The sequence below is a fragment of the Rhizobium sp. WYCCWR 11128 genome, assembly GCF_013416305.1.
Lineage (GTDB): Bacteria > Pseudomonadota > Alphaproteobacteria > Rhizobiales > Rhizobiaceae > Rhizobium > Rhizobium indicum.
This window is the reverse complement of sequence record NZ_JACCEZ010000009.1, coordinates 17,308-36,454: the sequence shown is the minus strand read 5'-3', so window position 1 is coordinate 36,454 and position 19,147 is coordinate 17,308. Positions and strand designations below refer to the sequence as shown.

Genomic DNA, 19,147 nt, shown 5'->3' with positions numbered 1-19,147 from the left:
AATCCGGATGTAAGCCGGCTCATTCTTCCCATTTGATTTTATGCGGACCGGGCAATTTCAGCCGGTAGCCGACCGGCAGAAGTTGAAAATCGAAGCGGCGCTCGATTTCGCCCCAAAGGCCGCGCGGCAGGTAGAGCGAGAAGATCACGGCGGTGGCGCCGAGGCCGATCAGGTACCAGACGCCGGCTCCGCCGAAGACGGTCTCGATCACGAAGAACAGGATGGCGCCGAGGATCGCGCCTTCGAACTTGCCGATCCCGCCGACCAGCACCATGAAGATCATGTAGGCCGTCCACTGGACGCTGAAATAGGTCTTCGGCTGGAAGGTCGTGGCAGTCGCCAGCCACAGGCCTCCGGCGACCGCGATGCCGAAGGCGGCAAGCACGAAGAGCAGCCGCTTGGTGGCGATCACGCGCACGCCGACCGAGGTCGCCGCCTCCTCATTGTCGCGGATTGCCTGCATGGCGGCACCCGCGCGGCTGCGCATCAGCATGAAGAGAGCGCCGAGCAGGGCGGCCATGGCCGTCAAGGCGAGCCAGTAGATCGTCGCTCGCCGCGTGCCGCTGTCATAGACGTTGAGCGAGATCAGCGAGGTTCCCGTTTCTCCCTGGATCAGCCCGTCGAGGTTGACGAGCAGGTGGGCGAGTGTGGCGACGACCCACATGCCGATCGCGAACTCGCCGCCCTTCAGGCGCAGCATGAACAGCGAAAGCGGGATCGACAGGACGCCGGTCAAGATCGCGGCGGCAAAGAGCGCGACGAAGGGATTGAGCCCCGCATCCGCAAGCCGGATGGTGAAATAGGCGCCGAGGCCGAAGAACACCTGCTGGCCGACCGAAACGAGCCCGCCGAAACCGGCAAGCGCATTCCACATGGCGGCAAGGATCACGTAGATGAACAGGGCCGTCATCCGGTCGATCGCGCCGGCGCCGAGGACGGCTGGGGCAAACATCAGCAGGGCAAGCACCGCGGCCATGCAGCCAAGCGCCACCCGCGACGACTTCGTCCAACGCTCTATCGATATTCCGTTGGAGAGAACGGTCATGTCGGGCTCCGGAGACGGGCGCGCAGGGAGGCGCCAAGTTTGTCGAGAACCGGCATGCCGAACCGGGACAGCCGAATGAAAAGCACCAGCAAGAACACGGCATGGCCGCCGATCAGGAAGCCTTGCGGATGCAATTGCGCGCCGAGCGATTGGGCAAGGCCGAGAACGATGCCGCCGGCAAGTGTGCCCCATAACGATCCCGCGCCGCCGATGACGGCCGCCTCGAAGGCGAAGAGAAGCTGTGGGCCGCCGGAATAGGCGCTGAAGGTTGCCCGCATCCCGAGAAAGGCGCCGGCGATGCCGACCGTGACCATGGTGATCGCGGTAGCGACGGCGTTGACCCTGCGGGCATCGATGCCGACCAATCCTGCCGTATCGGGATCTTCGGCCGTGGCGCGGATCGCGCGACCAAGGGCAAAGCGGCTCAGGAAGAACTGCAGCCCGCCGAGAATAAGGACTGCCGTCACCATCATCAGGACGGCAAGCTTGCCGACGAAGATGTGGCCCGGCAGTTGCCAGGATGCATAGGACAGGTTGCCGATGAAGGGCGCGAGCGAGCGGGTGTCGGCGCCGAACTGCTCGAACAGCAGGTTGTCGATGACGATCGACAGGCCGAAAGTCGTGAGAATGGGCAGCAGCGTGCCGCCGCGGGCGCTGCGTTCCAGAATGAAGCGCTGCAGCAGCCAGCCGACGGCGGCCATGACCGGCAGCACGATCAGCAGGCCGGCGAAAGGCGGAATGCCGGCTTTGGCGGCCAGCAGCCACAGTCCGTAAGCGGCGGCGACCGCCAGACTGCCATGCGCGAGATTGATGATCCGCATGACGGAGAACATGAAGGACAGGCCGCAGGCGATGACGGCGTAGTAACCGCCGAGCAGAATGCCCTGGAGCAGGGTGTTGATCACGATGCGCTCCTTTCGCCGGCTGCCCGGTGCAATCCGAAATAGGCTTGGGTGACATGTTCGCGCGTGACGGCCGCCGCCGGCCGGTCGAGGACGATGCGTCCTTCCAGCATGCAGATGACACGGCTTGCGACGCTCATGGCGCGGGCAAGATCCTGCTCGACGAGCACGATGGTCGTTCCCGAGGTGAGCAGCGCCTGCAACTGGGCGTAGACGCGATCGACGACCAGAGGCGAAAGCCCGAGCGAAACCTCGTCCAGGAGAAGAATGTCGGGATTGCTCATCAGCGCCCGGCCGATGGCGGTCGCCTGCTGTTCCCCGCCCGAGAGGTGTCCGGTCTTGGCGTGACGGCGGGGTTTCAGGTTTGGAAAAGCGTCGAGGACGCGATCGATACTCCACTCGCCCTTGCGGCCGGAGCTCTTTCCGAGAAGCAGGTTCTCTTCCACCGTCATCTGTGAAAACAGGCGCCGGCCTTCCGGCACCAGGGCGATGCCCTTGGCGATCCGCTTATGGGAGGGCACGGCGGCCAGATCTTCGTCGTTAAGAAGGACGCGGCCGGAGGATGGCAGATGGGCGCCGGCGATCGATCTGAGCAGCGTCGTCTTGCCGGCGCCATTTGCGCCGACCAGCGCCAGCACCTCACCCCTGGCAAGATCGAAACTGACCCCGCGCACCGCTTGCAGCAGGCCGTGGCGGACGTCGAGGTCACGGATGGAGAGAAGGCTCATGCGGGTGTCCCTCCGAGATAGGCCTTGACCACCTCCGCATTGCTCATGACCATTTTCGGTTCGCCATCGGCGATGATCCTGCCGGCGTCCATGCAGATCAGCCGCTCCGCCACCTGCAGCAGGATATGAACGATATGCTCGATCCAGACGATGCCGATGCCGCGGCGGCGCAGTTCCAGGATGGTCTCCACCAACTCGCTCGCCTCGCCATCGGTCAGGCCGCCGCCGATCTCGTCGAGCAGCATCAGTCTCGGCTGCGTGGCAAGCGCTCGGGCAAGCTCCAGGCGTTTGCGGTCCAGCAGGCCGAGCGTATCGGCGGAGCGGTTGGCCACGCCAAGCATGCCGCAGAGCGAAAGCGAATCCACCACGCGCTCATAGGCTTCATCGCGGCTTGCGGCATTGCCGTGCGATGCGGCGACGAAGACATTTTCGAAGGTTGTCATGCCGCCGAAGGGTTTGGGAATCTGATGGGTCCGGACGAGCCCGGAGCGGCAGCGTTCCGCCGCCGTCCGGCGCGTGACGTCGACGCCGTCGAAGGTGATGCTTCCCGCATTCGGCGGAAAGGCGCCGGCAAGCACGCTGAGCAGGGTCGTCTTGCCCGCGCCGTTCGGCCCGACAATGCCGATCGCCTCGCCATCGCCCATGGAAAAATCCAGATTCTCCAGCACCACCAGCGCGCCGAACCGCTTGTGGATCCCCTTGGCCGAGAGAAAGGCTCCTCCCGGCCGTCTTTGCGCTTCCTGTCGCTGCACTTGGTTATCCATTGTAAGCGGTGAGCTTGGCGCCGACCGGGACATTGGGGTCGGTGGCGTTTTCGGTGACGACGTAGTCGAGCGCGAATTTCGAGCCCTCCGGCGCTTTCACCCATTGCGTGCCGATGATCGGTCCGGGAGAGACGTTGGCGACGGGGCCGCTGGTGAAGTCGACCTTACCGGCGATCGTGGTGGTCTTCAGTGTGCTGATTGCCTTGGCGACGGCCTCCTTGCTCTTGACGTCGGCGCTGGCCTTCAGCGCATCGAAGCCGGCGTCGAGAAGCGCAAGGCTGGCGCCGAGCTGCTGCGTCCATTGCTTGCCGCTGGCCGTTTCATAGCCGTCGGCGAGTTCGGTTCCGGACACGCCGGTCAGCGTGGATTTGTAGGGGAAGGCCTTGTGCCAGTAGGCGGCGCTGCCGATGTTCAGGCCGAGATCGCCGAGCGCCTCGATGTCGGACGGAAACAGGCCCGTCTTGGCGATCTGGCAGATCTTGATCTGCTGGGTGAGGCCCTGCTGTGCGGCCTGACGCCAGAAGGCGGCAAAATCAGGCGGTATCGGGAACGAATTGAAGATCTCCACGCCCTCCTGCCTGAAAAGAGCGATCTGCGCGGTAAAGTCGGTGGTTCCGGTTTCATAGGCGCCGGGGTCGACGATGGTGAATCCCTCCTTGGCGAGCGCCGGCGCCAGATGGGCGCGGATCGCATTGCCGTCGGCGTCGTTGGGATACATGACGCCGACCTTCTTGTTGGTCTCAATCAGGTTCCACTGCGAAACATAGGCCTTGTGGAACTCTTCGACGCCGAAGCCGAAATGATAGGTCCACTTGAACGGCGAGGGTGCGCCCGGCTTGGCGCCGCGGCCGAAATACCAGGCTTCCCAGGGCATGACCGTCGATAGGCACGGAATGCCGGCCGCTTCGCAGGCGTCGGCCACCGGATTGATGGTTTCGGGTGTCGAGACGGCGAGCATCAGGTCGATCGCCTGGTTGTTGATCAGGTCCTTCGCCAGCTGGCCGGCGCGCGAGGGATCGGACTGGGTGTCCTGGTCGAGAATATCAACCTTCCAGGTCTTGCCGCCCGCCTGCAGGCCGTTCGCTAGCGCCTTGCGCGCCAGTTCCAGCACATAGCCGTCCGTCTCGCCGAAGCCGCCGAGAGGGCCGGTGCGCGGGCTGATGAAGCCGACCTTTAGCGTATCGCCGCTCTCAGCGAAGGCGGTGCGGCCGGAAAGCGCAAGCGCCGCACCACCCGCCACGGTCGATGCGATGAAGGACCGGCGGCTCAGCGACGCTGCGTTGAATTTACCGTTGCGGAAAATGCCGTTCATGAATTCATTCCTCCCTCTTGATGCGGGCCTCCCAGCCCGTTCCCAGTGTTCATCCCGCCGATCTCAATTCAGATCGGGTAGTGCCGTTTTCCCGAGGCCATGGTGATCCATCTGAGCTCGGTGAATTCATCGATCGCCGCCTTGCCGCCGAAGCGGCCGTAGCCGCTTGATTTGACGCCGCCGAACGGCATTTGCGGCTCGTCGGAAACGGTGGCTTCGTTGATGTGGCAGATGCCGGATTCAAGCCGCATGGCGACGGCAAGTGCGGCATTGACGTCGGCGCTGAAAACGGCGGCCGATAGCCCGTATTCGTTGTCGTTGGCAACCGTCACGGCCTCATCGACGCTGCCGACCCGGATGATCGCCGCGACCGGTCCAAAGCTTTCCTCGCGGTAGATACGCATGGCAGGCGTCACGTGATCGATAACGGTCGCGTCCATCAGCGTGCCGTTGGCCTGGCCGCCGCAGACGAGCACCGCGCCCTTTTGCAGGGCATCATCGACGAGCGACCTGACGCGCCTGATGGCCTCAGTGTTGATCAGCGTGCCGAGCGGCGTGTTGCCGTCCTTGGGATTGCCGGCGACGAGGGTTGCCGCCTTCGTCCGGAATTTGCCGACGAAGCCGTCGGCGATCTCGTCCATCAGGATGATCCGCTCGGTCGACATGCAGATCTGTCCCTGGTTCATGAAGGCGCCGAAGGCGGCAGCACGCACGGCCTCGTCGATATCGGCATCGGCAAGGACGATGAACGGCGCCTTGCCGCCGAGTTCGAGCAGGCAGCGCTTGAGATGCCTTGCCGCGGATTCGGCAATGATCCTGCCGACACGGGTGGAGCCGGTGAAGTTGATGCGGCGCACGGCGGGATGGGCGATCAGCGCATCGACGACGGCGGCGGCATCGCTCGGCGCATTGGAAACGACATTGACGACGCCGCGCGGAAAGCCGGCGTCCCGCAGGATGTCGCCGATCAGGCCATGGGTCTTCGGGCAGAGTTCGGAAGCCTTCAGGATGACCGTATTTCCGCAGGCAAGCGGCATGGCGACGGCGCGGGTGCCGAGGATAACAGGCGCATTCCAGGGGGCAATGCCGACGCAGACGCCTGCCGGTTGGCGCACCGCCATGGCGAGGCTTCCCGGAATGCCGGAAGGAATGAGCTCGCCGGATATCTGCGTGGTCATCGCCGCCGCCTCGCGAAGAATATCCGCGCCGAGCCCGCAATTGATCGCCGCCCATTGCGCGGTGGCGCCGGTTTCGCCGGTCATGGCGGCAACGAGTTCGGATGTGCGGGCCTCCAGGATGTCGGCTGCGGCATTCAGAAGTCTGCGCCGTTCGCCCGGGCCGGTCTGCGACCATTCCGGAAAGGCGGCTGCTGCCGCATTGGCTGCCCGCGTCATGTCGACAACGGATCCTGCCGAGGCGATCGTTGCGACGTCGCCGGTCAACGGATCGATGCGTTCGAAGGTGGCCCCTTCGGAAGCATCCATCGCCTCGTTGTTGATCATCAGCTTTTCCGAAAACACCGTTCCACCCATTCCCCACGTGTTGGTTCCACGTGATGACGCTTGCATTGTTGCCATGGGAGAAAACGAGCGGACGCGGCGCCACGAGGGCTGCCTGACCGTTGCTGCATCTGTTGAAGTGCCTCCTCCCAAAGGCTGATGGAGAAAAGGTTACGCCGATCTGGCGCGGATGGAATGCGATTTATTGGGTTAATATTGTATTTATCCGGCGATTGCCCCATTGTTTGGCGCAGGAATGGGAGGAGAAGCTTGGCAACGGACGGAGGGATTCATCATTATGCCAGGGGCGAGTGGCACGCTCCGTCGCTGTCGCACCGGCGCATCCGTTTTCAAAAAGGTCTCTATGCCGATTTCCATCATTTCCTTCTGCTCGGCGAGGGGCATGGGGAACTTCACTTCGACAATGGCGAACATCGGCCGCTGCACGGACCGCTGCTTGCCTTCCTGCCGCCGCAGGCGCGATGCGACCTGTCGATATCAGCCGGAACCGCGGCTCATCTGGTCGGCGCTTCGCCGCAGATCATGGTCGATGCGATCGGCGACAAGGTGGAATCCTATTCGCTGCGCATCTTCACCGAACAGCGCAAGCTGGTCGAGGCATTGGATCCCTTGACGGTCACTGAAATCAGCCCGCTGATTTCGGGCTTCGTGCGGGAGCTGGGCGATCCCTCCCGCTCCTCCTGGATGGTCGCATCCGCCTATATCAGGCTCATCCTGATGGCGCTGTGGCGCGGCTCCGATGGCGAGAGAAGCGAACAGCGCGGGCAGGGCGAAGTGGGATCGATCCTGCAGAGATATCGGCAACTGGTCGAGGCCGGTTTCCGCCAGCACCGGCCGATCAGCGATTATGCCGCAGAACTGGGCGTCACCGCCGACCGGCTGCATTCCACCTGTCAAAGGGCGCTCGGCCGCTCGCCGATCCAGCTCCTGCACGAGCGCGTGGTGCAGGAGGCAAAGCTCAGATTGGAGCGGTCGGCCCGCAATATCCAGGAAATCTCCGACAGCCTCGGCTTTCGCGACCCGACCTATTTCAGCCATTTCTTCAAGCGCAAGACCGGCCTTTCCCCCGCCGGCTACCGCGAAATCGCCCGCGCTTCGGCCGGCTCGGAAAACAGCATGCTGTCCTCGGGCTATGCCGATTGGCCTTAGATTCGGGGCTCTTTGGTCAGAGCTGGAATTGCCATGCTGACATGGAATCCCAAGCTGGCGTAGCAGTGCAATGCGCCATAGCGGTTATTGCGCGCGGGGGCACGCCTCAGGGCTCCGACGCGAGGTCGTGAGCTGGCGCTATCGCCGCGATCCCGCATTCGACCGCCTGGTCGAGCGGCACGTTTGGGAGGACGAACACCGGCGTCCGTTCGACGGTCATATGCTATTCCTCATTAAGGGCAGGTGCATGCACGTCTAAGCCTATCGCACAGCATGGAAATATTTTATAGGCATGTGGGGGAAGACTCGTGCAAATCGCAAAACTAGAGATCGAGAATTTTCGCGGTATCCGTGAAGGCGTCGTCCGCTTTTCACCTCATACCGTCCTCGTTGGTTCAAATAACTGCGGGAAGACCACGGTCGTCGAAGCATTAGCTCTCCTGTTCGGGCGTGACCGAATGGTCCGCCAACTGACCGAGCATGACTTCTACGGCAGCAATCCCCAGCCAGCGGATCGCATTCGCCTTGTCGCGACGGTGATCGGCTTTGATGACGACGATCCGGCTCAGCATATGGACTGGTTTCGAGACGATCGGGGGATCGTCAAATGGTGGAATCCGGTCGATGGCGCGGTGATGCCCACGCGCGCAGACCAATCGTGGAAGCTCGCTTGCCAGGTCGCTTTCGCCGCTCGATTTCACAGGCCGTCACTTGAGGTGGAAACGCTCCGGTACTTCCATGATGACGATGCGGTGGGCGATGTCTTTGCCGATGAGAGCGCCACCGCCTTTTCCGCTCGTCTGATCCGCGACATCGGGTTCTTCCTCGTGCCGGCCGCTCGTACATGGGACCGAACGGTGTCGTTCGGATCGGAGTTGTTTCGTAGGGTCATCGCGGCTGGCGAAGGCCAGCCCTCAGAGTCCGTCCTTAGCGAGCGGGACAGATTGCGCGCCCCGGAAGCCCGACTCGAGGAGGACGAGCGCCTGGCGCCGATCGTCAGCCGCCTGAATCAGGAACTGCGCGGATTTTTCCGGACGGCGCCCACGCTCCATTTGCGCGTGACCGCTACCGACAGCGACGGTCTGCTTGAATCCGTCGTCTCGCACTATGCTTACCAGGGAGGCGGTCTTCCCTTGCCGGCGAGGCGACATGGGAGCGGCCTTCTTTCGCTCCAGCATCTGCTTCTGCTATTGCAGTTCGGCCGGATGCGCGCTGGGGCCCATGAAGGCTTTTGGATGGCCCTTGAGGAGCCAGAGCTTCACGTACCACCGGCCCTACAACGCCGACTGGTTCATAGAATCCAGGCTCTTTCCCGACAGACGTTCGTTTCGACGCACTCACCGATGGTGGCGGCGCTCGCAGACCCAAAGGGCGTCGCGGTTCTCCGTAATGACGGCGGCGTTCTGACAGCAGTTCCTTTGCTGACGTCCACGCTGCCTGCTGAGACGCCGAACAGCGTCCGGAAGCTGTTTCAGGTCAACCGCGTTGAAACGATCGCCGCCGTCATGCATGAGTTTGTCTTGGTCCCTGAAGGCCGCACAGACTACGAGTGGCTCGGGCTGCTGGTTCGTGCCGTTGATCTGCATCAAAGCTGGGCGGCGGCCGAAGAGTGCCGGTTCGATGCTTTTGTCGGCGTGATCCCAACGCATGATGGTGCGGTCGTCAGGACGGTTGAGGCCATGGCACCGTTGCACCCGCGCATCGTAGCAATGGTCGATGGGGATGCGGAGGGCGTCGGATACGCCGGGGCGCTTGTGGCGGCCGGATCTCCGAACTCGGGCGTGATCCTTCGGTGGGCGAATGGCGAGATGCTTGAGGACACCATTGGCTGGATCATCGATGCGGATGCGAATGCCTGTCTTCCGGCGATCCAGATCGACCAACCGGCAACCACAGTGGCAGAACTGGTCGCGCGCCTGAAGAGCGATAATCGCGCCGCCGGGGGGCTGAAGAAGGACACGTCCGCCTACGAGATCATCGCGGGCGCGATCGGCGCCAGTGAAGCCTGCTGCGCGCGAGCGCGGTCGCTGCTCAACGCGATCACGGATGTCGTGAAGGGAGAGATCAACCCGCTGTTTGCTGCAGATGCGGCTAATCCGACGATCAGGGTGTTTCAACCATGAACGTTCGGGCGGTCGAGGGAGCTGCCGGATGCGGAAAGACGTATCGTCTCATGGAGATGCTCGCTGAGACGCTCGCTGCCTATCCTTTGATCGAGGGGCAGCGCGTCCTTGCGCTGACCTTCATGCATGGAGCGAGGCGCCGCTTGTCGGATCGGCTTCGGACCGTTGCCGGCCTCTTGAGGCGGGTGGAATGCCGCACGGTCGACGCCTTCGCATGGCGCATCTACCGGCGCTGGCGCGGCCTTGCAACGGTCCTCGGAATCGCGCCTGCCACGGAAGGCGAGTTCGATGCGGTCTGCGATGCTGCCGGACTGCTTCTTGAGCAGCCGCAGGTCCGGGCGTGGACGGCCGCGAGCTTTCCGATCGTGCTGGTGGATGAGGGACAGGACCTGAGACCGCAGCGACTGCGGATGTTGGTCGCACTTTCCGGCGCGACCCAAGCATTGATCGCTGCAGATGAGTTTCAATGCCTCGACCAGGCGCTGCGTCCGAATCCTCTGGTGACCTGGCTACAGGGTGCGGCAGAGCCCGAAACGCTGGTCCAGGTGCGTCGGACGAATATTGGGGGCCTCCTGGCGGCCGCGACGGCGATCCGGAACGGCCAGGCGCCGGTGAATGGACAGGGCTTCCGCATTTTGCAGCCGGGCCTAAGCGTTCCTCTGGCCGCGACTTTGCTCGCCAACGCCATCGCGTGGCGCCAAGGGGGCAACGTCGCAGTAATCACGCCTGCGCTGCAAGGCGGATTTGTGCAGTCTGTAGTAGCGCGTGTCGGGCAAGGCCCCTGTGGACAGCAGCAAAATGGACCGTATTCGATCCATTGGGAGGGTACGGATCGAGACGAGACGCAGGTCATCCTCGGCGGGCTTGTACTCGCTGCCAACGCGACCGCCGTGGGGACATGCGTTGCGCTGCGCTCGCTGCCACCGTCGGGGCCCGTGCGCGCTGCAATCCTGTGGGTGGAGAATCAAATCCATGCCGTCGGGCGGACGGAATTTACCCGTGCGGAGATCGAGGCCGTGATCGCTCGAAACGTGGCGTTGCACAGGCAGTATGGCGGTGGCACTGCGCATCCCTTCACCGCAATGACGGTGCAACAGGCCAAGAACCGCGAGTTCGACGGCGTTGTCATCATATGGCCGTATCAGGTCGGCGGTGATGTCGAGCACAAGCGCCGGCTGCTCTACAATGCCGTGACGCGGGCCAGGCGCTGGTGCAACATCATCGTCCAGGGCCAGAACATCCTCGCCGCGGTGCCGTTCGTATAGATTTGCTAAAGCGGGGGCGCGGCAGTATAGCCGCGACACTCCGTCATTTAGAATCCCGCGCCTTCGGCTTGATCGTGTCGAGGTGCAAGTGCGTCGTTGACCGCATCATTAAGGACACGGACGCCATTTTCCTCGAGATCGGCCCGATAAATGGCCGACACAAGCCCGCTAAAACAGCAGGTTGTCGCGTTATCATCCTGAGAGCTACCGGGCCGCTTCAGCTGTTAACCGACATTTGGATCGCAAACTGGTTTCTACCGGTGTTTCAGACTGGCGTGCCGTATCGCCGCGCGATCTTGCTGACCTCGCTGAACAACCATTATGCTGACCATCGAGTGGATCGAAACTTGGAGCTGGTGTGTGCCGTCGTTCTGTAGCTTTCTCGTATTCGAACCAAGTCAAACTAAGTTGGTGATGTCCCTTTGTCGGGGCACCGGTTGGAACGTTCGCTTCATTCCTGATCCTTCAAAACGCTATAAGTTTCATAAAAGTGGGCATTCTGAAGTTGCGCAACCTAGGGCGTTGGCGGATTTCGGTTCTCTCGGGGAAGGCGAAACTCACGGGCAGTTGTTGGTGGTGGAGGCTGAAAGGACCGAGGCTAACAACATCATCCGACTCATCCGCGCCGCCAATGTTGTCGTTGAAGGGTTCCCGGATCAGAAATACGGAAACCCTTCGGGCTTCGAGATACCGGACGATGCGTCCGAGCAGGCAAGCATCTTCAAAAACATCTTCCAGACTAACGGGCTCTTTGAGGTTTTTTCGTTCAAGATGGAGAGGCCGGTGGCCGTTGCGATGGCGGTCAACGCTTGGTCAGATAGCCGGATTGTCTATGCGATCCACAAACTCTCAAAAAGCTACGAAACAGAAGCCATTACGCCCTGGTCGGCGCACCCGCGGTATGGGCAGATCTTTGAGAAACATTCCGGCGAGTTCTCGGATCATGTCCGTAGTTCCATTGCCATAAACCTTGCCTTCTCCGCTATCGAGGAGATGAAACTGCAAGTGAATTCCAGCCGGGAGAAGCCGCGATGGTTGGACGACAAATACACGTGGAACCCGACAGTCTTGAAGGACATCAAGTCTCGGCTCGAAAAGGTTGGCATCGATCCGGAGAGAACCGTCGATTGGGTAGTGAGGGGAGGAGATGAGACCGAACTTACAATCCAGCCGGCACGCGATCGATTTTCAGACTATAGCGATGGGCAAATAGTCCGAGACATCGAATTCCCTCTTCCCGACGCAATTCACGCCTGCAGTTACTTGCGGAATTTCATGACGGCACATGCCTTTGGAAAAGACACACAGCGTCTGGGGCCTTACGAGGTGTACAATGTCCAGCAGGTGGCACGCTTTCTAATTCTCTCAATTTGTGGCCTTTTCAACGTGTGGACACGGGATCTGTTAGAACAGATGGCGCTCCAACTTAGACGTGACGAATGTTGATTTCATGCGGTCGATTTTTGAGGTACGTGCGATTTCACCCGCAGTCTTTTCCGAACGGCGCTTCCACGAAGCTGAAGCCCAGCAAGGACAGAGGAAACGACCGCTCTCCACCAAGTAGAGCCTTTGCATGATGAATCGTTGACGTGGCAGGAGCCGACCTCGTGTCGGTCATTCGGAGGTAAATAACGAAATCCCGAAAGATGCGGCAGCTTCTGTGAATGCGTGCACAACGGCATGCTGACATTCGGAGCCAGATATGGCACGCAGGATGACATGATAGCTAATACACAGCACATGCTGGGCTTTGTGCCGGAGTTACCATGCACCCGAAGTTCGCCACAGTCGTTCAAAGCCTACATCCGTCTTTCGAGCGCCTGATGGCCATGAAGCCGCTGAGGAGTACGCCACCGAATCGCAAGACGACAGCGAAAAGCGGCATCTACCTGTTCAGTGAGGGGGAACGACACCTTTACGTCGGCCGCTCAAACCGAATTGCCTACCGCTACGCGCTTCATTGCGGCTTGTCGGCAAAGCAAAATCAGGCGTCCTTCGCCTGGAAGCTGATGGCCGAAGCAGTCAACCACACAGCCACCTATCGCAAAGGCGAGGGGCGGGCAGACAAGATACTCTTGCCCGAGTATGCCGACGCCTTTACGGCAGCCAAGACGCGCATCCGCGCCATGGACTTCCGCTTTGTCGAAGAAACCGACCAGATTCGTCAGGCACTATTGGAAGCCTATGTCTGCATCGCGCTGGCGACGCCGTACAACGACTTTAACACACATTAGCCCGGAAGCTCCCGCGGCTTGAGCAACAAACGTCCGCTTTCAGGCGAACTTCTCCCGCAAGCAGACAGTCCCCTTCCCATCCATTCATCGCCACTCTGACGGCCGACACTGAACCGTAGCCAGGTAAGGATCAACGCGGTCTCAACGACCGAAATGAAGGCGCGAAGCTGCCAAAGAATGATTGCCCAATGAAAGTCCACAAAGGGCCTTAGCGGAAACCGCTCAAGTTGGCTTGACGTCGACGAGAAGACCAATCTCACGACAGCGCAAAAATCCTCACCTCGCGCCCGATGCCCTGAAGCTCCGCCATCCGGGAGGCCGATGTGATGCCGCTGTCGCGCAGGATCTCTGAAACTTGGGCATCTTCGACGATCGCCTCCGTCGTCATGATCACATTGGGATCGGCAAGGCCCTGGACGCGGGAGGCGATGTTGACGGTTTGGCCGAAGTAGTCCTGCCGGTCGTTCAGGTTGACGGCGAGGCACGGCCCCTCATGGATGCCGATCTTCAGGAGAAGATCGTCGCTGCCGTGTTCGGCATTTAACCGAAGCATGGCCTCCCGCATCTTGAGTGCCGCCGCCACGGCGCGGTCCGGGCTCGGGAAGGTGGCCATCACGGCATCGCCTATCGTCTTGACGACTGCTCCGGCCTCGGTGGCGACGATCTCGTGAAGAACCCGGAAATGCGCCCGCACCAGATCGAAAGCGGCAAGATCTCCGACGCGCTCGTAAAGCGCGGTCGATCCCCTCAAATCGGTGAAGAGGAAAGTCAGGCTGGTGATCTTGAGGCGCTGGTCGACGTCGAGCGTGTCGGTCCGATAGATGTCCCGAAAGCTCTGGTTCGTCAGCAGCCGCTTGGCTGTCAGAAAAGGCCGTCTGCGGCCCAAGAGGTCGTGCAGCTCGTCTCCTGCGATGCAGACATTCGGCACCACCCTGCGATCGGTGTGGTTCTCAAGCGTGAGCCGCAGTGAGCCCGGGCGCAGGGTCAGCGTTTCGTTCAGCGCATGCGTCCGACTGATGATCATCGAGAGGGTTTGACGTTCGTCGGTGGGCTCGCCCTGCACGTCGATGAACTGCGCCGAGTGTGTCACCGGATCGAAGATGATGACGAACTGCGCCGGCAGTTGCAGGGAGACGAAGGCCTTCTCGCCCGGAGCCAACTCGATCATCTCCAGCTGGATGCGCGAAAACCTCGCTTCGAGATCGTCAGGCAGGTCGACGCCGGAGCTGAAGAAGATCTGCCGGTAGTACTCGAGCGGCGGCAACCGATCTGGGTCGTGGGCGGCAATCCTGCGCACGCGCGGGCTGACCGTAAACGTGACCTCGACCATCTCGTCGAGGGTCGGCTCGTATCCGGCCGCGCAGAGCGCGCAATGGTACGTCTCGTGGACGACGGTTTTGAGGGTTGCGCCGCTATCAAGGACGCCGCCGCATCCTGGGCAAAGGACATTCCAGGTCATCTCGAACGCGCCTATGCGGGCTGCATGGAGAAACGCGGCGATGGTTTTCTCTTCATCGAGATGGTGCTTGCCGGCGAAAGCGAGCGCATTGATGCGATTGAGCTCGCGATCCGAGCCATGCATGACGACGTTTTCGATGCACTCGACCGTCGGCGGGTCAGCCGCCTGTCGCAGGGAGGCAAAAAGTACGTCCACTTCGCTCATCAGACAAGTCTCCGTGTGCAGAACCCACGGCGGACGACGCCAGGATGGGGATCATAACACGGGGGTTACCCAATAGAAATCTAAAGGCTTGGATGCTGCTTGCTTCCCAATCGAAGGCGGGTTTCAGTTCCCCTTGTATATCCGCTTCAGCGCCGTCAGCAGCGCATCCAGTTCGTCGCGCGAAAACAGGTCGATGAAACGCTGCTCGTGCCTATCGATCAGCGCACGCGCCCGCGCGAGCATTGCGTGTCCCGCCTTCGTCAGATGAAGTTCCTGGCGGCGGCGGTCGGCCGGGGAGGGGCGGCGCTCGATCAGGTCGCGGGCTGCCAGCCGGTTGACGAGGGCCATCATCGTCGCCCGGTCGGTGCCGAGCGTATTGGCAAGGTCGATCTGCGATGCGCCCGGATTGCCGGCGACGAGTTCCATCACCGCCAGCTGCTTCTGCGTCAGCGCCAGTTCCTCCATGGTTTCGGCGAAGTCGCGATAGATCGCGACATGCGCCATGCGCAGATGAAACCCCAGCAGGTCGCCAAGCCGGCCGACGTCGAGGCCCGGCGTCGCGGGCGCATCTTCGCCCTCGAAATCGTCCTGCGGTGATTTTGTGGCCATCGTTCGTTCTCGCCTCGTCCAGGCGCCATAACCATCAAAATCAGCAGGTTAGTCAATATACGTATTGCGGATTTCCGCGCGCCATTCGAGCGATCGGATTTGCTTTAAACAGCCTCTTGCATCCTGCCGGGAAAAGATATTAGTATGTGTTGCATACAAATTTGATGCCTGCCGCGGGGAGCAGCGGGCATGGGAGGAGAAAATGGCGCATTCCTTTTCCGGGATGGCTTCGTCGGCGGATTGCGGACTGGTGACGGATGATCCGATCCTTTACCGTGGCCGCGTCGCACCGGACCGTCCGGCTCTGTTCGAGATCGCCACCGGCCGGCAGCTTACTTATGCCGAGCTCGATGCGCGGATCGCCCGCTGCACCGGCTTCCTGAGCGATGAACTCGGAGCGCGCCGCGACGGGGCGCGTGTCGCCATGCTGGCGCGCAATTCCGTGGATTCGATCGTTCTTGCCTTTGCCTGCCAGCGTGCCGGCGCCATCTACGTACCGCTCAACTGGCGCCTCAACGCCGCCGAGCTTCGGCCGATTCTCGCCGATTGCGCGCCGGCTCTGCTCGTTCACGACGAGGAGTTCGCGGCAACCGTGGCCAGCGTAGCGGGCGCCGATCCTGAGATGACGGTGATATCGACGGCCGAAGGTCCAGCCGGGCTCGCCGCGCGGATCGAGGCGAGCCTTCCGGTCGCTCCGGTGCCCGCCGATGCCGATGGACCCTGCGTCCTTCTCTACACCTCGGGCACGACGGGACAGCCGAAGGGCGTCGTCATCACCCGCCGCAACGCCTTTTTCGCGGCCATCAATTTTTCCGTCGTCGGCGAGATCGGGCCGGGATCCATCGCCCTGTGCGACCTGCCGTTCTTCCACACGATCGGTCTGATCGCCGTCGCACGAACCACGTTGATGCTGGGCGGCACGCTTGTCATCTCCGACCGCTTCACGCCGGCGCGGACGCTCGCAGCTCTTGCCGACCGGCAGCGTGCCATCACTCACTATTTCGCCGTGCCGCAGATCGCGCTCGCCTTACGCAACGACCCTGCCTATAGCGCTGCGGCCCTGGTTGGCCTGCATGCGCTCTTCGTCGGCGGTGCACCGCTGACGCAGGCGCTGATCGAAAGCTATCTCGACGACTGCGTTGCACTGGTCAACGGTTACGGCATGAGCGAGGCCGGAACGGTGCTGCATATACCGATCGACCGGCGCGCCGTGCAGGACAATCCCGGCAGCGTCGGTCTTCCGGCGCCGCTGCTCGACATTCGCATCGTCGGCGAGGACGGCCGCGAGGTTGATGAAGGCGAGATCGGCGAACTCTGGCTGCGCGGGCCGGCGGTGACGCCGGGCTACTGGAACAAGCCTCAGGAAACCGCTGCCGCCTTCACCGACGGCTGGTACCGCACCGGCGATCTCGGCCGCCGCGAAGCGAACGGCTTCTATCGCATCGTCGACCGGCTGAAGGACATGTACATCAGCGGCGGCGAGAATGTTTATCCCGCCGAGATCGAAGCAGCGCTCGCAAGCCATCCCGATATTCTCGATGCCGCGGTCGTCGGCATTCCCGACATCAGATGGGGCGAATGCGGCGTCGCCTATGTCGTGCTGCGGCCGGGTGCCGTGGCAACGGGCGACGAGATCGCCGGCCATTGCGCGGCAAGGCTCGCCGCCTTCAAGCGCCCGGCGCGTATCCTCTTCGTCGAGACCATTCCCCGCACCGCCTCCGGCAAGGTGCAGAAACATGTCCTGCGCCAGTTCCATTCCGACGAAACCCTTCAACGACAGGCCCTGTGAAGCGGCCCCCGGCATCACGCCGAAACCCATGGAGTAACCTCATGACTGAAGACAAATCGCCGATTCTGGTCGAATTCGACAGCGGCATCGCCTTCGTGACCCTCAATCGTCCGGAAAAGCGCAATGCGATGAACCCGGCCCTGAATATCAGGATGCTCGAAGTGCTCGACGAGCTCGAGGGCGACGAGCGCTGCGGCGTCCTCGTCCTGCGTGGCGCCGGCGAATCCTGGTCGGCCGGCATGGATCTGAAGGAATATTTCCGCGACAATGACGACAAGCCGCGTGACATCACGCTGAAGGCGCGGCGCCAGTCCGGCAACTGGTGGGGCCGGCTGATGTATTTCGAAAAGCCGACGATCGCCATGGTCAACGGCTGGTGCTTCGGCGGCGCCTTCACGCCGCTGGTGTCCTGCGATCTCGCCATCGCCGCCGAGGAGGCGAATTTCGGCCTCTCCGAGATCAACTGGGGCATTCTGCCAGGCGGCAACGTCACCCGCGCGGTCGCCGAAGTGATGCGCCATCGCGACGCTCTCTATTACATCATGACCGGCGAACTGTTCGGCGGGCGCAAGGCCGCGGAAATGGGTCTCGTCAACGAGGCGGTGCCGCTGGCAGAGCTTGAAAGCCGGGTCCGCAAGATCTGCGCCAGCCTGCTCGAAAAGAACCCGGTGACGCTGAAGGCCGCCAAGGACACCTACAAGCGGGTGCGCAACCTGCCATGGGATCTCGCCGACGATTACATCTACGCCAAGCTGGAGCAGATGCTGCTTCTCGACAAGACCAAGGGGCGCGACGAGGGGCTGAAACAGTTCCTCGACGACAAGACCTATCAGCCGGGGCTCGGCGCCTATAAGCGCGGCCGCTGAGGACAGGCCCGGCTCGCCGGGCGTTTCACGAGCCGATTATCGGGAGGAGGAAAGCAATGAAGATCCATGCTGCGGTGGCGCGTGCGCCCCATACGCCGTTTTCGCTGGAAAGGCTCGATCTGGAGGAGCCGCGCGAGGGTGAAATCCTGGTTCGCGTCGTGGCGACAGGGGTTTGCCACACCGATATCGTCATGCGTGACCAGCACCTGCCGGTGCCGCAGCCGGTCGTGCTCGGCCATGAAGGCGCCGGCGTCGTCGAGCGTGTCGGGCCGGGCGTTGCCAAGGTCAAGCCCGGCGATCACGTGGTCATGACCTTCAATTCCTGCGGTCATTGCCCGAGCTGCAACGATCACGAGGAGACCTATTGCCACGAATTCTTCCCGCGCAACTTCTTCGGTGCGCGCGCCGATGGTTCGAGCGGGCTCTCCTGCGAGGGAGAGCGGGTTCACGGCAATATTTTCGGGCAATCCTCCTTCGCCAGCCACGCGCTGTGCCATGAACGCAATATCGTGAAAGTGCCTGATGATGCCGATCTGGCGCTGCTCGGGCCGCTCGCCTGCGGCATCCAGACCGGCGCCGGCGCAGTCATGAACGCGCTCAAGGTCGAACCGGGGAAAGTGCTCGCGGTTTTCGGCATGGGCTCCGTCGGTCTTGCCGCCGTGATGGCGGCGCGGATCGTCGGTGCTTCACGGATCATCGCCGTCGACGTCAACGAGACGCGGCTGGCGCTTGCAGCGGAACTCGGCGCGACCGACATCGTCAACGGCAAGACGAGCGACGCGGTTGCCGCGATCATGGCGCTGACCGGCGCCGGCGTCGATTATTCGATCGATGCCTCCGGCGTGCCCGCCGTCATCGACCAGTGCGTGCGGGTGCTGGCGCCGCGCGGCACTTGCGGCATCGTCGGGGCCTCGCCCCACGGCGCGACGCTGACGCTCGACCTCACCCATATCCTGTCGGGCGGGCGCCGGGTCCGCGGCATCGTCGAGGGTGATTCCAATCCCGACGTGCTGATCCCGTTGTTGATCGACCTGCATCGGCAGGGCCGCTTCCCCTTCGACAGGCTGATCACCTTCTACGATTTCGCCGACATCAACCAGGCGGTGGAGGATTCGGAAAAGGGCATCGTGCTGAAACCGGTCGTGCGCCAGCCGGCCGTCTGACACCGTTCAAGGGAG

16 protein-coding genes are annotated in these 19,147 nt (G+C 62.2%); 8 read left to right on the top strand and 8 right to left on the bottom strand.

Translation table 11 applies throughout. The annotated features are described in order from the left end of the window. Positions 1 to 19 precede the first annotated feature (19 nt). The 6 genes from HX898_RS24260 to HX898_RS24235 all read right to left on the bottom strand — a co-directional run bounded on the left by HX898_RS24260 (position 20) and on the right by HX898_RS24235 (position 6,283). Entirely contained in the window at positions 20 to 1,045 is a 1,026-nt protein-coding gene (locus tag HX898_RS24260; RefSeq protein ID WP_180195988.1) for a branched-chain amino acid ABC transporter permease, read from the bottom strand. Then, complete coding sequence (locus tag HX898_RS24255; RefSeq protein WP_180195987.1) at positions 1,042 to 1,950, bottom strand: branched-chain amino acid ABC transporter permease; 909 nt, start codon at positions 1,948 to 1,950, stop codon at positions 1,042 to 1,044. The genes HX898_RS24260 and HX898_RS24255 overlap by 4 nt, the downstream gene beginning before the upstream one ends. After that, a complete protein-coding gene (locus HX898_RS24250; RefSeq protein ID WP_180195986.1) occupies positions 1,947 to 2,675 on the bottom strand; it encodes an ABC transporter ATP-binding protein in 729 nt (242 codons plus the stop codon). Before HX898_RS24250 ends, HX898_RS24255 begins: the two co-directional genes overlap by 4 nt. Continuing rightward, positions 2,672 to 3,427 (bottom strand): ABC transporter ATP-binding protein, encoded by a 756-nt coding sequence (locus HX898_RS24245; RefSeq protein ID WP_180195985.1) that lies wholly within the window; start codon positions 3,425 to 3,427, stop codon positions 2,672 to 2,674. The genes HX898_RS24250 and HX898_RS24245 overlap by 4 nt, the downstream gene beginning before the upstream one ends. A 4-nt stretch (positions 3,428 to 3,431) precedes the next feature. After that, positions 3,432 to 4,751, bottom strand: coding sequence for an ABC transporter substrate-binding protein (locus HX898_RS24240; RefSeq protein WP_180195984.1), 1,320 nt, complete (start codon positions 4,749 to 4,751; stop codon positions 3,432 to 3,434). 68 nt (positions 4,752 to 4,819) lie between these two features. Next, positions 4,820 to 6,283: an aldehyde dehydrogenase gene (locus HX898_RS24235; RefSeq protein ID WP_180195983.1), complete on the bottom strand. Its 1,464-nt coding sequence runs from the start codon at positions 6,281 to 6,283 to the stop codon at positions 4,820 to 4,822. Between the two features lie 237 nt (positions 6,284 to 6,520). On the opposite strand from HX898_RS24235, the gene HX898_RS24230 reads away from it, so the two are divergent. The 5 genes from HX898_RS24230 to HX898_RS24210 all read left to right on the top strand — a co-directional run bounded on the left by HX898_RS24230 (position 6,521) and on the right by HX898_RS24210 (position 13,042). Continuing rightward, the gene (locus HX898_RS24230; RefSeq protein WP_180195982.1) at positions 6,521 to 7,420 is read left to right on the top strand and encodes an AraC family transcriptional regulator; all 900 of its coding nucleotides are present in this window, start codon (positions 6,521 to 6,523) and stop codon (positions 7,418 to 7,420) included. A gap of 308 nt (positions 7,421 to 7,728) precedes the next feature. Then, complete coding sequence (locus HX898_RS24225) at positions 7,729 to 9,543, top strand: AAA family ATPase (protein WP_180195981.1); 1,815 nt, start codon at positions 7,729 to 7,731, stop codon at positions 9,541 to 9,543. Next, positions 9,540 to 10,808 carry an ATP-binding domain-containing protein gene (locus HX898_RS24220; RefSeq protein WP_180195980.1) on the top strand — a complete coding sequence of 423 codons (1,269 nt, stop codon included), beginning with the start codon at positions 9,540 to 9,542 and terminating at the stop codon, positions 10,806 to 10,808. Before HX898_RS24225 ends, HX898_RS24220 begins: the two co-directional genes overlap by 4 nt. A gap of 321 nt (positions 10,809 to 11,129) precedes the next feature. Beyond that, positions 11,130 to 12,254: a hypothetical protein gene (locus HX898_RS24215; protein ID WP_180195979.1), complete on the top strand. Its 1,125-nt coding sequence runs from the start codon at positions 11,130 to 11,132 to the stop codon at positions 12,252 to 12,254. 320 nt (positions 12,255 to 12,574) lie between these two features. Continuing rightward, positions 12,575 to 13,042 carry a hypothetical protein gene (locus HX898_RS24210; RefSeq protein WP_180195978.1) on the top strand — a complete coding sequence of 156 codons (468 nt, stop codon included), beginning with the start codon at positions 12,575 to 12,577 and terminating at the stop codon, positions 13,040 to 13,042. Between the two features lie 256 nt (positions 13,043 to 13,298). Here HX898_RS24210 and HX898_RS24205 read toward each other — a convergent pair whose 3' ends face one another. Together HX898_RS24205 and HX898_RS24200 are read right to left on the bottom strand one after the other, a co-directional pair. Beyond that, positions 13,299 to 14,705 carry an adenylate/guanylate cyclase domain-containing protein gene (locus HX898_RS24205; protein WP_180195977.1) on the bottom strand — a complete coding sequence of 469 codons (1,407 nt, stop codon included), beginning with the start codon at positions 14,703 to 14,705 and terminating at the stop codon, positions 13,299 to 13,301. Positions 14,706 to 14,828: 123 nt separating this feature from the next. Then, complete coding sequence (locus HX898_RS24200) at positions 14,829 to 15,314, bottom strand: MarR family transcriptional regulator (RefSeq protein ID WP_180195976.1); 486 nt, start codon at positions 15,312 to 15,314, stop codon at positions 14,829 to 14,831. A gap of 202 nt (positions 15,315 to 15,516) precedes the next feature. Between HX898_RS24200 and HX898_RS24195 the strand changes: the two genes are divergently transcribed. From HX898_RS24195 to HX898_RS24185, 3 genes are read left to right on the top strand one after another with little or no spacing between them, the layout of a single operon-like run. Continuing rightward, positions 15,517 to 17,103 (top strand): AMP-binding protein, encoded by a 1,587-nt coding sequence (locus HX898_RS24195; protein ID WP_180195975.1) that lies wholly within the window; start codon positions 15,517 to 15,519, stop codon positions 17,101 to 17,103. A 41-nt stretch (positions 17,104 to 17,144) separates the two neighbouring features. Further along, positions 17,145 to 17,969 (top strand): p-hydroxycinnamoyl CoA hydratase/lyase, encoded by an 825-nt coding sequence (locus HX898_RS24190; RefSeq protein ID WP_180195974.1) that lies wholly within the window; start codon positions 17,145 to 17,147, stop codon positions 17,967 to 17,969. 56 nt (positions 17,970 to 18,025) lie between these two features. Then, complete coding sequence (locus tag HX898_RS24185; protein WP_180195973.1) at positions 18,026 to 19,132, top strand: NAD(P)-dependent alcohol dehydrogenase; 1,107 nt, start codon at positions 18,026 to 18,028, stop codon at positions 19,130 to 19,132. Positions 19,133 to 19,147 lie beyond the last annotated feature (15 nt).